General features: G+C 41.8%; 12 protein-coding genes, 1 pseudogene and 1 riboswitch. Of the genes and pseudogenes, 8 read left to right on the top strand and 5 right to left on the bottom strand.

Annotated features, from left to right (window positions below; all coding sequences use genetic code 11):
* Nucleotides 1-32 precede the first annotated feature (32 nt).
* A complete protein-coding gene (gene thrC, locus DW173_RS19425) occupies nucleotides 33-1334 on the top strand; it encodes a threonine synthase (RefSeq protein ID WP_120145024.1) in 1302 nt (433 codons plus the stop codon).
* Nucleotides 1335-1506: 172 nt separating this feature from the next.
* Here the strand turns inward: thrC and DW173_RS19430 are convergent, their stop codons facing one another.
* Genes DW173_RS19430 through DW173_RS19440 form a run of 3 tightly spaced genes read right to left on the bottom strand, consistent with a single transcriptional unit; the run spans nucleotide 1507 to nucleotide 5000 of the window.
* Complete coding sequence (locus DW173_RS19430) at nucleotides 1507-2133, bottom strand: thiamine diphosphokinase (RefSeq protein WP_120145025.1); 627 nt, start codon at nucleotides 2131-2133, stop codon at nucleotides 1507-1509.
* Nucleotides 2130-2738, bottom strand: a complete 609-nt coding sequence (pnuC, locus tag DW173_RS19435; RefSeq protein ID WP_120070762.1) for a nicotinamide riboside transporter PnuC — start codon at nucleotides 2736-2738, stop codon at nucleotides 2130-2132. Before pnuC ends, DW173_RS19430 begins: the two co-directional genes overlap by 4 nt.
* Before the next feature lie 12 nt (nucleotides 2739-2750).
* Entirely contained in the window at nucleotides 2751-5000 is a 2250-nt protein-coding gene (locus DW173_RS19440) for a TonB-dependent receptor (protein WP_120145026.1), read from the bottom strand.
* Nucleotides 5001-5097: riboswitch (TPP riboswitch) on the bottom strand. It lies immediately after the preceding gene.
* A gap of 129 nt (nucleotides 5098-5226) precedes the next feature.
* Here DW173_RS19440 and DW173_RS19445 point away from each other — a divergent pair.
* Entirely contained in the window at nucleotides 5227-6132 is a 906-nt protein-coding gene (locus tag DW173_RS19445; protein WP_008640739.1) for a mechanosensitive ion channel family protein, read from the top strand.
* 106 nt (nucleotides 6133-6238) lie between these two features.
* Here DW173_RS19445 and DW173_RS19450 read toward each other — a convergent pair whose 3' ends face one another.
* Together DW173_RS19450 and DW173_RS19455 are read right to left on the bottom strand one after the other, a co-directional pair.
* Nucleotides 6239-6478 carry a hypothetical protein gene (locus tag DW173_RS19450; protein WP_004306417.1) on the bottom strand — a complete coding sequence of 80 codons (240 nt, stop codon included), beginning with the start codon at nucleotides 6476-6478 and terminating at the stop codon, nucleotides 6239-6241.
* A 68-nt stretch (nucleotides 6479-6546) separates the two neighbouring features.
* Nucleotides 6547-7833: an O-acetylhomoserine aminocarboxypropyltransferase/cysteine synthase family protein gene (locus tag DW173_RS19455; protein ID WP_120145027.1), complete on the bottom strand. Its 1287-nt coding sequence runs from the start codon at nucleotides 7831-7833 to the stop codon at nucleotides 6547-6549.
* Between the two features lie 177 nt (nucleotides 7834-8010).
* On the opposite strand from DW173_RS19455, the gene DW173_RS19460 reads away from it, so the two are divergent.
* The 6 genes and pseudogenes from DW173_RS19460 to DW173_RS19485 form a co-directional block, all read left to right on the top strand.
* Nucleotides 8011-8481: an Lrp/AsnC family transcriptional regulator gene (locus tag DW173_RS19460; RefSeq protein ID WP_004315247.1), complete on the top strand. Its 471-nt coding sequence runs from the start codon at nucleotides 8011-8013 to the stop codon at nucleotides 8479-8481.
* Nucleotides 8482-8582: 101 nt separating this feature from the next.
* Nucleotides 8583-9206 (top strand): CatB-related O-acetyltransferase, encoded by a 624-nt coding sequence (locus DW173_RS19465; protein ID WP_049703611.1) that lies wholly within the window; start codon nucleotides 8583-8585, stop codon nucleotides 9204-9206.
* 67 nt (nucleotides 9207-9273) lie between these two features.
* Entirely contained in the window at nucleotides 9274-11547 is a 2274-nt protein-coding gene (locus DW173_RS19470) for a C10 family peptidase (RefSeq protein ID WP_143241901.1), read from the top strand.
* A gap of 15 nt (nucleotides 11548-11562) precedes the next feature.
* A complete protein-coding gene (locus DW173_RS19475) occupies nucleotides 11563-12936 on the top strand; it encodes an MATE family efflux transporter (protein WP_120145028.1) in 1374 nt (457 codons plus the stop codon).
* A gap of 433 nt (nucleotides 12937-13369) precedes the next feature.
* Entirely contained in the window at nucleotides 13370-13837 is a 468-nt protein-coding gene (locus tag DW173_RS19480) for a DUF3795 domain-containing protein (RefSeq protein WP_225450615.1), read from the top strand.
* A 352-nt stretch (nucleotides 13838-14189) separates the two neighbouring features.
* Nucleotides 14190-14570, top strand: a pseudogene (locus DW173_RS19485) (aminotransferase class I/II-fold pyridoxal phosphate-dependent enzyme); the annotation flags it as partial.
* Between the last annotated feature and the right edge of the window lie 107 nt (nucleotides 14571-14677).

The raw sequence follows: 14677 nt of genomic DNA on the forward strand, positions 1-14677 counted from the left end.
TAATCTGTGGTGAGCACTAAAAATATCATCCCATGAAATATTATAGTACGAATAAACAAGCGCCGGTGGCTTCTTTACAGGAAGCAGTTGTAAAAGGTCTTGCAGCCGATAAAGGGTTGTTTATGCCTATGTCTATCAAGCCTCTTCCACAAGAGTTTTACGATACGATTGATACGTTGTCTTTTCAGGAAATAGCTTATCGTGTAGCCGATGCTTTCTTCGGTGAGGATATTCCTGCCGACACCTTGAAACAGATTGTATATGATACCTTAAGTTTTGATGTACCTTTGGTGAAAGTAGCGGATAACATCTACTCGCTCGAACTTTTCCACGGACCGACACTGGCCTTCAAAGATGTAGGAGGTCGTTTCATGGCGCGTTTGCTGGGATACTTTATTAAGAAGGAAGGTCAGAAGAATGTAAATGTACTGGTAGCCACTTCCGGTGATACGGGAAGTGCTGTGGCTAACGGCTTTTTGGGTGTGGACGGTATTCATGTATATGTGCTCTATCCGAAAGGAAAAGTCAGCGAAATACAGGAGAAACAATTCACTACACTGGGACAGAACATCACTGCGCTCGAAGTGGACGGAACGTTTGATGATTGCCAGGCATTGGTAAAAGCTGCTTTCATGGATAAGGAGCTGAATGAACATCTGTCATTGACTTCTGCCAATTCCATCAATGTAGCCCGTTTCCTGCCACAAGCATTTTATTATTTCTATGCATACGCTCAACTGAAGCGTGCCGGAAAAGCGGATAATGCCGTCATCTGCGTACCTAGCGGAAACTTCGGAAATATCACCGCAGGATTATTCGGAAAGAAAATGGGATTGCCTGTGAAGCGTTTTATTGCTGCCAACAACCGCAACGATATTTTCTATCAATATCTGCAAACAGGTAAATACAATCCCCGTCCGTCTATTGCAACAATTGCTAACGCCATGGACGTGGGAGATCCTAGCAACTTTGCCCGTGTACTTGATTTGTATAATGGTTCGCACGCTGCTATCTCTGCCGAAATTTCAGGAACAACTTATACCGATGAACAGATCCGTGAAACGGTGAAAGAAACTTGGAAAGAACATCATTATCTCCTCGATCCTCACGGAGCTTGCGGATACCGTGCATTGGTAGAAGGCTTGAAAGAAGGCGAAACGGGTGTATTTCTTGAAACGGCTCATCCGGCTAAATTCCTTGAAACAGTGGAAAGCATTATCGGTGAATCAGTAGAGATACCTGCCAAATTGCAGGAATTTATGAAAGGCGAGAAGAAAAGTCTGCAAATGACGAAAGAATTTGTAGATTTCAAGAGCTATTTACTTTCATTATAGTCAGTCTTAATAGACTGTAACACAGTGGCCTATGAAGCGTTGTCAGTCTATTGAAATGAAAGAAAGATTCTCACCGCAATGAGAAAAAGTTCTCATTACTATGAGTATTTTTTCTCATCGCAGTGAGAATTTTTTCTCATAGTGATGAGAATGTTTGAGAATTAATATCGGTTTACATAGAAGCTAGAAACACTAAATACTCTCCCGTGCATTGAATGGTAAAACGATTGCTTGTAGCTTCATTAAGAGTTCCTTGCCACCAATTCGTAAAGTCGCTAAGCGGATATACCAATCCTTCCCCTTTCAGTCCTTTAGCTCCGAAATTGATAATGGAAATTTGCTGGCCTGTGTGAGACATAAAAGTCTGCGTGCCATTTGCGGGAATAAATACCCCGTAATCCGTAACAGTTCGTACTTCCATACCGCTTTTCATATAGTCCAGCAATAAACTGATATTTCCTAATGTGTGGTCTTCCCGTTTTCCGGTAGCACCAATGATGGCAATTTTCCGGTAGCCTTTTTCTTGCAGGAAGTGGACAGCCTTGGTTTGGTCGTTTGTTTCCTGATCGGCTATGTGGTGAATAATGTCCGAAAAGCGTGTTTTGTTTTCCGGCGAAAGAGAATCTCCGTCGCCAATAATAATATCGGGAGTATGTCCGCGTAAGATGTATTCGTTTGCTGCTCCGTCGCAGCAAATCACGAATTTAGCTTCTTCCAGCATTTTCAGGGGAAGCGTATGCGTAGGATATTCACCGTTGGCAAGTACCACGGCTTCGGGAGTATAGTGTTCGTTTATCATTGTATGCTCATTAATTTTTTCCATTTAAAGTAGCCAAAGATAGCTATAATGGAGTAAAGTCCGTATAAAGCAGAAGTAAAATAAAGGTCTTTATAGATATAAAGTCCGCAGCAGACAATATCCACAAGAATCCAGGCAAACCATTGCTCGACATATTTACGCGCCAGCATCCACATGCCGACAATGCTCAATGCCGTGGTAAAACTATCCAGCCAGGGCACGTTGCTGTCCGTATATTCGATTAGTATCCACGCAATGCCGATGAATGCAACAATAAATACCAGAAAAAGAGGTAAGTAACATTTCCATGGAGTATGCACGATAGGAAGATCTTTGGGTTTGTCACCGGTTGAAGCATCTGCCGACTGTTGACCTTTCTTCTTTCTGTGTCCCCACATCCAAAAGAACCAACCGTAGATGGCAGCTATCAGATAGTAGATATTGATACCGAAATCGGCATACAGTCCTGCTTTGTAATATACGAAGATATAGATGGCAGGCATCACAATGCCTGCTATCCAAAGGTAGATACTTGCCCGGTACTCCAACCAAAGGTAGACTAGACCGACAATCGTACCGAATATTTCCAGAAAATTCAATTCCATAGCCCCGTGGTATTAAAAGCGGAAAGAAACATGTCCCATGACATTTGTTCCTGCCTGCGCTGCATATCCAGCATAGTTTCCCCGATTCTCCACCGTATCGGTGTAGTCGCTCGAAGCCCAACCGTTGTTTTCATATTTTTCATTAAACAGATTGTACACAGTGAACCCTACCGTGACTTCTTTCAACACCTTCTTGGGACGGAAGGAGTACGCCAGATTGAGGTTACTGACAAAATATTTATCAAGAGTCAATTCTTCTACTTCCGCATTTGTCATATACTGTTTGCTTACGAACTGCGATTGCAGAGCTGCTTCGAATCCCTTATAAATGAATGAGAAGCGGTTATTAAATAGAAAGTCGGGTGAGAAAGCGATGTGAGTGTCTTTATGCTTGATCTGAACAGTCGGGAGGGAAGTAGAACTGCCGTCTTCATTATAATGGTAGCCCGGCAGGCTTTCTACAAAATCCTGGATGCGGTTTTTGCTCCATGTAGCGTTTATATCCCATTGAAACCATTTACACGGTTTGATTCCCAGCATTAGCTCGACTCCCATACGATAACTGTCCGGCACGTTTTCGGTCAGTGCTTCACCGATGTCATTTAAAGCTCCGGTCAGAACCAGTTGGTCGGTATAATCCATGTAGTAGAAGTTTGCACCTGCTGTCAGCCATTGGTTGGCGAAAGTATATCCCGCTTCATAGTCGAGTAATTTTTCTGCTTTGGGATACGAATCCGGATCGCCATCCGTATAATTGTTTCTGGTCGGTTCCTTTTGAGCAACCGAGAAAGAGGCATAAACGCGATGGTTGGACGTGATGTTCCAGTTTAATCCTACTTTCGGGTTAAAGAAATCGAACTTCTTGTCTACTGCCAGTGGACGCAGGGCGTTCTCGCTCCAGTCATATTTATCATTGTTGCCGTCAATGGTATAGTCGATGTGTCGATACTGAAGATCGGCATACGCGCTTAATCCTCTGGTAAGATCGTAGTTTGCTTTCAGATAAATATTGCCATCGGTCTTTTTGGATTTATTGCGGTAATATTCATGGTCGGGAGATAGAGTGCCCACATAATTCTTCACCCAGGGAACTCTTCCGAAGTTATTGCCCCGGTATTGATTCAAACCACCTCCTAGAGACGCATTCAGCCTGTTGACTGTATAATTGAGAGAAAAAACGCCGCCGCCGAATTTGTTGTCCATTTTCTTCTGACGGACTAAATCACTTTTGGTTATTTCGGTTCCATCAATTGTGAATGGTTTCAGGCCATATTCTATAAGGGATCTGCCGTCTTTGTACTCTTCGTAATAGCCGTCACCTTTGGTATAATGTAAGGCAACGTTTAGGTTCCAAGCCGTTGAGAAAGTGTGATTGAAGAGAAGTTGATAATTCTTTTGCAGATAATTATCCGTTTGGTCGTCATAAAAATGCTTGTTGCCGTTGGCATCGGTGTACATCTCGCCACAGGGGTTGTAGCGTCTGCCGAAATCCTCCATTTCCTTTTTGGTTGCGTATCCCCAGGCGTGATATGTCTTTTCTTTTCCGGCAAATGCAATCAGCTTCACAGATGTGTTTTCTGCAAAGTAGCCTCCTTGCAGGTAGTAAGAATTCAGGTCTACCGAAGCGCGGTCTATGTATCCGTCCGTACCGATATTGGAAAGACGAGCGTCAAACGTCCAATGATTATTGAGCAAACCGGTTCCCACTTTCACCGTTTCTTTGTGCGTGTTGAATGAACCGTATGAACCGTTGAATTCGGCATACGGCTTCATGGATGCACCTTCAGTCTGCATATTAACGCTGGCTCCGAAGGCACCTGCCCCATTGGTAGACGTACCTGCGCCGCGTTGCACTTGCATATCTTTTACGGAGGAAGAAAAGTCGGGCATATTTACCCAGAACAGATTATGGCTTTCAGCATCGTTCATCGGTATGCCGTTTACCGTGATGTTGATACGTGTACCGTCGGTTCCGCGCACGCGAAGAGTCGTGTAGCCGATACCTGCTCCTGCATCCGATGTGGTCAGTGTAGAAGGAGTCATGCTTAACAGATAAGGGATGTCCTGTCCGAAGTTAACCTTCTTCAATTCCGCTTTGCCTATATTGGTGAATGCCACGGGAGTTTTGGCGGTGGCACGCGTGGATACTACCTGCACTTCTTGCAGGTTTACTACTCTCATACTATCCTTTACACTCGTCTGTGCATGAACAGTGATGCCTACGCCCGATAAGGCGATGGCCATCCATACAATTTTTTTCATCTTGCTTACTAATTAGTTCTCTACGCCGGCATTACCCGGATCAGATTCTATGGGTATGTTCTCAGCCCGTCATGTTAAGGCACCCCTACCAGTGAATCGGTTACAAAAATACTGCTTTTGCAGGAGGAAAGCAAAAAAAACTTTTAGATTCACTAAAAACAATATAACTTTGTATTTTGTTAAAATAGCAATATAACTGTTTACTCATTTAATATACATTTTAATTATGCTACTATTATTACAAGCAACACAAGCTGCGGATTCTGTGCAAGTGGCCGCAGATGAATTAATGAAAGAAGCGATTGCCAATGCTGACGGATTGGACAAACTCTCGTTGATTACTCAACAACTGATAGACTTTGGTATTCGTGCCGGAGAACGTATACTGATTGCGGTCATTGTCTTTATCGTCGGACGTTTCCTTATCTCTATGCTTAATAAGTTTGTCGGGCGTTTGATGGATAAAAGAAAAGTGGATATAAGTATCAAGACTTTTGTAAAAAGCTTGGTGAATATTACGTTGACTGTACTGTTAATCATTTCTGTAGTAGGTGCTCTTGGAGTTGAAACAACTTCGTTTGCTGCTTTGTTGGCTTCTGCCGGTGTTGCTGTCGGTATGGCTTTATCCGGTAATTTACAGAATTTTGCGGGAGGTTTGATTGTGTTGTTGTTTAAGCCATATAAAGTGGGAGATTGGATAGAAAGTCAGGGAGTTTCTGGTACAGTGAAAGAAATACAGATTTTTCATACTATTTTGACTACTGCAGATAATAAAGTGATTTACGTGCCGAATGGTGCAATGAGTAGTGGAGTGGTAACTAACTATAGTAATCAGGTGACTCGTCGCGTGGAATGGATTGTTGGGGTAGATTATGGAGAAGATTATGAGAAAGTGCAGAAAATCGTTTATGATATTCTTGCTGTTGATCAACGTATCCTGAAAGAACCTGCTCCCTTTGTGGCTCTTCATGCGCTGGACGCCAGCAGTGTGAATGTAGTGGCACGTGTATGGGTAAATAGCGGAGATTACTGGGGTGTTTATTTCGATATAAATAAAGCGATTTATGAAACCTTCAATGAAAAAGGTATCAACTTCCCTTTCCCGCAACTTACAGTACATCAGGGAAATTAATTATGATACGCCGATTATTCCAAAAAAACGAGGGAGTTTCACATTGAGTGTAACTCCCTCGTTTTTGGATAAACTTGTCTGGTGTGATTGAATAAATTTCTTTCTTTTATTTAATGCCGAAATCTTCGGCTAGTTCATATCTATCTTCTTTGATCCCCAGTACATGATTGATTTTCCTTCTTTTCTCAAGATCTTTAAAGTAGTTTTCCACAACCTGATAGAGATCGAAGTTCGTAGTTGAGCCAGCGGCTAAATCGAGTGATTCCACCATCTTTTCTACAGCTTGATGGATTTTCTCTGCGTCTATCAGATGCAGTTCGTTGCTGTGTATTAAATATTTTTCCATGACTGCAATGTTTTTAATGTTATATAGGTATAACATCTCGTAGTCATGGAAAGTTCAATGATTGAATGTTAGATTTTGGCAAGTGCCTGATCTAAATCCGCAATCAGGTCATCAATATGTTCTGTTCCAATGGATAGGCGTACGGTGCCCGGATAAATTTCCTGTTCGGCTAGTTCTTGCTCATTGAGCTGCGAATGGGTAGTGCTCGCCGGGTGGATCACCAATGATTTCACGTCGGCCACATTGGCCAGCAGGGAGAAAATCTCCAGACTGTCGATGAAACGGTGTGCCTCTTCTTGTCCGCCTTTTACCTCGAAAGTAAAGATAGAACCGGCACCGTTCGGGAAATAACGTTGATACAGTGCATGGTCGGGATGGTTGGATAATGACGGGTGATTCACTTTCTTCACTTTTGGATGATTGTTTAAGAAATTCACTACCTTCAATGCATTTTCTACATGACGCTCTACACGTAAGGAAAGAGTTTCCAGGCCTTGCAGCAGGATAAAAGCGTTGAATGGGCTGATGGTAGCTCCTGTGTCGCGCAGCAAAATGGCACGGATGCGGATTGCATAGGCAGCCGGACCGGCTGCATCGACGAAGCGTACGCCATGATAGCATGGATCAGGTTCGGTCAGTTGTGGGAATTTGCCGGAAGCTACCCAGTCGAATTTTCCTGAATCTACAATGACTCCTCCCAATGAGGAACCGTGTCCGCCAATGAACTTTGTTGCGGAATGTACTACGATATCTGCTCCGTGTTCGATGGGGCGGATTAAATACGGAGTTCCGAATGTGTTATCAATAATCAAAGGTATTTTGTGGCGGTGGGCAATTTCTGCCACTGCTTCTATATCAATGATATTTGAATTTGGATTTCCCAAAGTTTCGATAAATATGGCTTTTGTATTTTCCTGAATAGCTTTTTCGAAGTTCGACAAATCGCTTGGATCAACGAATGTTGTTGTGATACCATAGCTGGGCAAGGTATGAGCCAGTAGGTTATAACTTCCTCCGTAAATGGTTTTGGCTGCTACAATATGATCGCCTGCACGAGTGATATTCTCGAAAGCATAAGTAATGGCAGCGGCACCCGAAGCGACTGCCAGTCCTGCTACCCCTCCTTCAAGGGCGGCTACGCGTTGTTCAAAGACTCCTTGAGTGGAGTTGGTCAGACGGCCGTAGATGTTTCCCGGGTCCTGCAGGCCGAAGCGTGCGGCTGCATGGGCGGAGTTGTGAAATACATAAGAGGTGGTCTGGTAAATAGGTACTGCGCGGGCATCTGTTGCCGGGTCTGCTTGTTCTTGTCCTACATGAACCTGTAAAGTCTCGAAGTGTAATTTCTTTGTTGCCATAATCGTATGTTTTTTAAGTTTATATTCTTCCTTTATTTTCTTGCAAAGTTATGAGATGTAGATATATCGAACAAGATATAGGTGAAATATAGAAAATAATGCTATTTTTGTGTCGTTATATGGAATAATGTAACTGCGTTATTCCTGAAAATCACCTTTTAGAAGAATATTTTTCTTATGGATACTTTTGATAAGCTGGATAAAGTAGATTTGCAAATACTCCGTACTTTGCAAGAGAATGCCCGATTGACAACGAAAGAGTTGGCTGCGCGGGTGAGTCTTTCTTCAACTCCTGTTTTTGAACGCCTGAAACGGTTGGAGAATGGAGGTTATATAAAGAAGTATATTGCCGTATTGGATGCGGAGAAACTGAATCAGGGATTTGTCGTGTTCTGCAGTGTGAAGCTTAGACGTCTGAACAGGGATATAGCGGCAGAGTTTACACGGATCATACAGGATATTCCTGAAGTAACCGAATGTTATAACATATCGGGAAGTTATGATTATCTGTTGAAGATTCACGCTCCCAATATGAAATATTATCAGGAGTTTATTCTGAATGTGTTGGGGACGATTGATAGTTTGGGATCACTGGAAAGTACATTTGTGATGGCAGAAGTGAAGCATCAATATGGAATACATATTTAGTGGGAACATTTTAGCGTTAATTCCCATCTTTCATACAGGGATATGAAAATAATCTTGTACATTTGTCAGATAATGTTCAACCTAATGAAGAAGTAATGATCCTGAATACGAAGATATATCCGCGCAGTAATGACTATCAGACTGTTTACCTGAACGCTGTTGTCAGGAATCCTGCCATTGTTGTAGGCGACTATACGATATACAATGATTTTGTTAATGATCCGACTCAATTTGAGAAGAATAACGTTTTGTATCATTATCCTGTTAATGGAGACCGGTTAGTGATAGGAAAATTCTGTTCCATTGCTTGTGGGGCTAAGTTTCTTTTCAACAGTGCGAACCACACCTTGAATTCTTTATCAAATTATCCATTTCCCATCTTCTTTGAAGAATGGCAGCTGGACAAGAAAGACGTCGCTTCGGCTTGGGATAATAAAGGAGATATAGTGATTGGAAGCGATGTATGGATTGGTTATGAAGCTGTTATCATGGCAGGTGTACATGTTGGGGACGGAGCAATCATTGCGTCACGGGCGGTTGTTACAAAAGATGTTCCTCCTTATACGATAGTGGGAGGAATGCCCGCAAAGGAAATCCGGATGCGTTTTGATAAAGACACGGTTGATAGATTGCAGGAGTTGCAATGGTGGAACTGGAATATTGAGAAGATTACCCGATATTTGCCTCATATAATGAGTGGCAAAATCGACGAACTGATGAAATAAATCTAATTATAGGTGTTTGATCGAAATCAGACAAGTGGAGACTTCGGTTAATCTATTGAAATATTATATGAAGAAAGTTCATTTTATTTTATGGTTCATTCAGGCTGTCTTGTTTTCAACAGTGGTAGAAGCAGCTCCGATTGACCATAAGGAAGCTATTCGGATTGCTGACAAATTCATGTTCTCTAACCGGGAAAATATTCTTGATAAATGCGAACGTGCAATTTCGGAACTGAATCAATTATGTGTGGTCAATTACGTTTTTCAAAACCGGGCGGTAGGCTTTGTGATAGTAGGTTTGGATGATAGCTTGCCTTCTCCTATATTGGCGTTTTCTCCGTTCGGGAGAGTCAATTTGCAGAATGGTACTATGAAGAAACTGTTGGACAGTTACAGTCATGAGATTATAGAATGGCAGGAAGACAGAACGCGGTTTGCTGCGGGAGATACTATTATTTATTATCAGCGAAAGAACTCTGTTTGCCAGCCTTTGCTGCAAGGTATTTCGTGGGGGCAGGGGAGTCCCTATAATGACAGAATGCCGTTGGATGGCAATGGGAAGAAATATTTGGCAGGGTGTACCGCTGTCTCCGTAGGGCAAATTATGAAATACTATGAATACCCTTTGCGTGGAACGGGTAAAAGCTCTTATATCCAAACCGATGAAAGAGGGAAGAGTTATTCTCTCACTGCTGATTACGATTCATTACATATTGATTGGAATTCTATAAAGAATAAATACGATTTGCAAGAATCTACCGATGCTTCAGAGAGTGTCAGCCGGTTATTGTATTATTGTGCAGTTGCGGCAGCAGCCAAATTCTCGCCGGAGACAACCACCGGTTATGTGAAACCGATCACTATGGCACTTCATAAGAATTTTGGTTATCATCCTTCCATCCGGTATATACGAAAGAATGAATTGTCGGGAGTGGAACTACAACAACTCTTTTACCGGGAACTGGAGGCCAAACGTCCGGTGTTATGTTGCGGGTTGTCGCATTTTTTTGTTTGTGATGGGTTTGCCGACGATTATTTTCATATCAATTGGGGATGGAGAGGCGCTATGGATGGTTATTTCAAATTGTCTGTTTTCGGAGCTAAAGCAGATAAACTTCAAATATTCGATGATGTGATTGTAAACATACGTCCTTGCGGACTTCTGCAGGAGAAACATAAAACGGTCAATCTACAGCAACCGGGTGATTTGTGCCAATATATATCCGATGAAGAAGCCCGGACGCTGACCTCACTGACTGTTACCGGAAAATTGAATGGGAAAGACTTTTACCTGCTTCGGAAGATGGCAGGAGCTATTCGTTCTGTTTGGGAAGATGGTGGGGAACTCTGTAAACTGGATTTGTCGAAAACAGAAATTGTGGCAGATTCTGTGAATCCTTATTATAAGGAAAATCTCACTAAAATGAAGTTTGTAAAGAAGGTCAGCCGGCGAAATCCTTCCGGTATGCAGTCATGGACTTTTAAGTTCGAAACAATGGATGATAAAGAATGGGAATTGTTATGCCAGCTTAAAGGAGACAGGGATTATCGGAATCATTCATGGAAGTTTGTAAAGGATGGAAACGATTATTATATTCAATATTATCTTTCCGCTCATACTATAAGCACCCATCTTTTCAGGAATTGCATCCATCTGAAAGAATTAATTCTTCCCGATCAAACATTGGAGATTCAACCAGCAGCTTTTGCTGACTGTAAATCTCTGCGGCAGATGTCAATTCCTTCACAGACGAAAGTGCTTTACCCGAACGCATGGCAAGGATGTCTCTCTATTCAATCCGTATCAGTATCTCCTTCAAACTCCGAGTTTATGGCGAAAGAGGGGGTACTCTATTCTAAAGATTCGACTATGTTGGTTTATTATCCGGCTAATAAATCAGATTCCCTTTATATCATGCCCGGTAGTGTCAGTTATTTGCGGTCTTATGCTTTTAATGAAGCTCTCTTCTTGCGTGATGTCCGGTTGTCCGGTCAGCTAAAGAAAATTCCCCGATATGCTTTTTCCCAGTGTCCGTTGCTTCGATCGGTCAAGCTTCCTGAAAGTATTGTGGAAATAATCTCCAGGACTTTTGCAGGCTGCAATAGACTATCGACTGTTTTTCTTCCATCTAAATTACAAAAAGTAGAAGATGACGCATTTTTCCGGTGTGATAGCCTGACTGCTATTTATAGTTTGAATGTGACGCCTCCTCAAATAACTAGCCGGACATTCGGCCAATTGATAGAAAAAGGTAGTATTACGCTTTGGATACCAAAAGGATCTGTGCAATCTTATAAGCAGACACCTTGGGCTGTTTTTAAGAATGTGGCTGAATTTTAGAAAAAGAAGTTTAGAATGGCAAATAAATACGAAGAACGGCTGGGAACAGAACGCATGTTGCCACTAATCTTTAAAATGGCACTTCCGGCAGTGGCAGCGCAATTCGTTAATTTGCTTTATAGCATGGTCGACCGTATTTATATTGGTCATATCCCTGGGATTGGTACGGATGCATTGGCGGGTGTAGGAGTAACGACTTCTCTTGTTATACTGATTTCTTCTTTTTCAGCGATAGTGGGAGGCGGCGGCGCGCCCTTAGCGGCTATCGCACTCGGACAAGGTGACCGTTCACGTGCCGGAAAAATTCTGGGTAATGGTTTTATCTTGCTGATCCTATTCACCTTGTTTACTTCTCTCATCGCATATACCTTTATGGAGCCGATTCTACTCTTTACAGGAGTTTCGGAAAATACATTAGAGTATGCAGTCGATTATCTCTCTATCTATTTATTGGGAACTATCTTCGTAGAAATATCCACAGGGCTGAATTCTTTTATCAATGCACAGGGACGGCCTGCTATCGCCATGTATTCGGTATTAATAGGAGCACTGTTGAATATCGTCCTCGATCCGATTTTCATCTTTTGGCTTGATATGGGAGTAAAAGGCGCAGCCCTGGCTACAGTACTTTCACAGGCGTGTAGTGCCGTGTGGGTTTTAACTTTCCTTTTCTCCCGACACGCCTCTCTCCCTTTGGAAAAACGTTACATGACGTTGAACCGGAAAATCATACTTTCTATATTTGCTTTGGGTGTATCACCGTTTATTATGGCAAGCACCGAAAGCCTTGTTGGCTTTGTTCTGAACAGCAGTCTGAAAGATTTTGGAGATATTTATGTCAGTGCATTGACCATCCTGCAAAGTGCGATGCAATTTGCGAGTGTCCCATTAACCGGATTTGCGCAAGGTTTTGTTCCTATTGTGAGTTATAATTATGGGCATGGCGATAAACAACGTGTCAGAGACTGTTTCCGTGTCGCATTGATAACCATGTTCTCATTTAACTTACTGTTGATGCTGTTTATGATTCTATTCCCCTCAACAGTAGCTTCCGCCTTTACAAGTGATGAAAGACTGATAGAAACAGTCCGCTGGACAATGCCTGTTTTCTTGGGCGGTATGACTATCTTCGGATTACAGCGAGCCTGCCAAAATATGTTTGTAGCTTTGGGACAAGCAAAAATATCTATTTTCATTGCCTTGCTGCGCAAAGTGATTCTACTGATTCCATTGGCTTTGATATTGCCGCACTATATGGGAGTAACCGGTGTATATGCGGCTGAAGCAATATCTGATGCGACGGCGGCAATTTGTTGTACTTTGTTATTCTTCTGGCAGTTTCCCAAGATATTGGGAAAAATACAGGGGAATATTTTGCATACAGATTAGAACAGCCAATGTACAAAGCATTGGCTATTTCACAGATATGCCTAACATTACAGCTATATCCTGACTGTCCTTCTATACAGAATGAGGAATTTCCTCTTTTACCAGTAAAGCCTCGTTTTGCATGGATAATCTTTTTTCATTGCTAAGTAGAACTTTGGTTTGCTCACTGATTACTATTTAAAGTCAATGATTTGATTGATAATTAGTATAAAATGCGGAGAATAATCGATATATTTACCGCAAAATATACGGAGAATATGAAATCAATCTATATCTGCGTATAATAATTAAATTTTTTGCAATAGGTGATGACATCGGATAGATATTTAGTGTATATAAAAGAGGAAAAAAGGATGTTGCTGGAGACTGGATAGAAAAATGTTTGTTCATATTATGAGAGGGGAGATATACAAATGGAATTAATCATTGAGGAATGACAATGGAAAAGATGGATAGTGAATTTATTAAGGGGCGCATTGCCCCTTGTGGACTGCATTGCGGAAAGTGCTTTGCTTTTGCCGATGGAGATATTTCTTACCACAGTAATGAACTCAAGAAGTCGTTAGGCAATTTTGAGGTGTATGCGCAACGTTTCGTAGAGATGCTTAATGAGCCTGTTTTTGCAAAGTATGCGGATTTTAAAGAGTTTTTGGATCATTTATCCGTGGCAACTTGTCAAGGGTGCAGGAAAGAAAAATGCAAGTTGTTTAAAACCTGTAATGTTCGTGCATGCAGCGAGGAGAAGCAAGTGGATTATTGCTTCCAGTGTAGCTGCTTTCCTTGTGAGAATACAGGCTTTGATGAGCATTTATACAAGAGATTTGTAGCCATCAACAAACGGATGCAAGAGGTTGGAGTGGAAAAATATTATGAGGAAGTAAAAGACCTGCCTCGTTATTAGCTCATTACTAGCTTTCTCTCTGTTTCATTCCAGCTCCTGTGCATAAATGTTGATGGCACGTAATGCCTTTGAGATTTCAGTCGGGGTGATGCCCTGACATTCTATTCTTAATACTTTTTCCCAGTCCTCCATATCTACATTTCATTTAACAAGGTTCCGTATAGGATTATTCGACGAATACCCTGATTACTCATGACGAAATAAGCAATCGGGGAGATTAACTTCATATACTTATCCTTTGAAAAGTCAGTCATCTGTACCTGTCAATATATAAAAAAGTGTATCTGTTCTCGTCTTTCTTTTTTGATTTACTTTGCAGTGTTGTTTTAATCTCCTAATATACTTAAAGGTTATGAAGTTGAATTTTGCTAAAAGAATGTCTTATATAAAGGCTTCGGAAATAAGAGAAATATTAAAAGTTACCGAACAGGAAGATGTGATTTCGTTTGCAGGTGGTCTGCCTGCTCCGGAACTTTTTCCGATAGATGAAATCAATGAGATCAATCAGATCGTATTGAAAGAGGCAGGTACGAAAGCGCTCCAATATACTACAACAGAAGGTTATGCCCCTTTGCGCGAATGGATTGCCAACCGGATGAACGAACGTTTGGGCACGGCTTTCGATAAAGATAATATTCTGATTACCCATGGCTCACAACAGGGATTGGACTTATCCGGAAAAGTTTTCCTGGACGAGGGAGATATCGTACTTTGCGAAAGCCCGACATATCTTTTTTCATGTTTATTCTGTATCCGGCAAAGATACAAAAATGATGTCTGTATCTGTTGTGTTTAATCTGTTTTGTGGGGTACTTCAGCGCATAAGAAGTAATTTGCCGC

This window comes from Bacteroides sp. AM16-13 (assembly GCF_003602705.1).
Taxonomy (GTDB): Bacteria; Bacteroidota; Bacteroidia; order Bacteroidales; family Bacteroidaceae; genus Bacteroides; species Bacteroides xylanisolvens.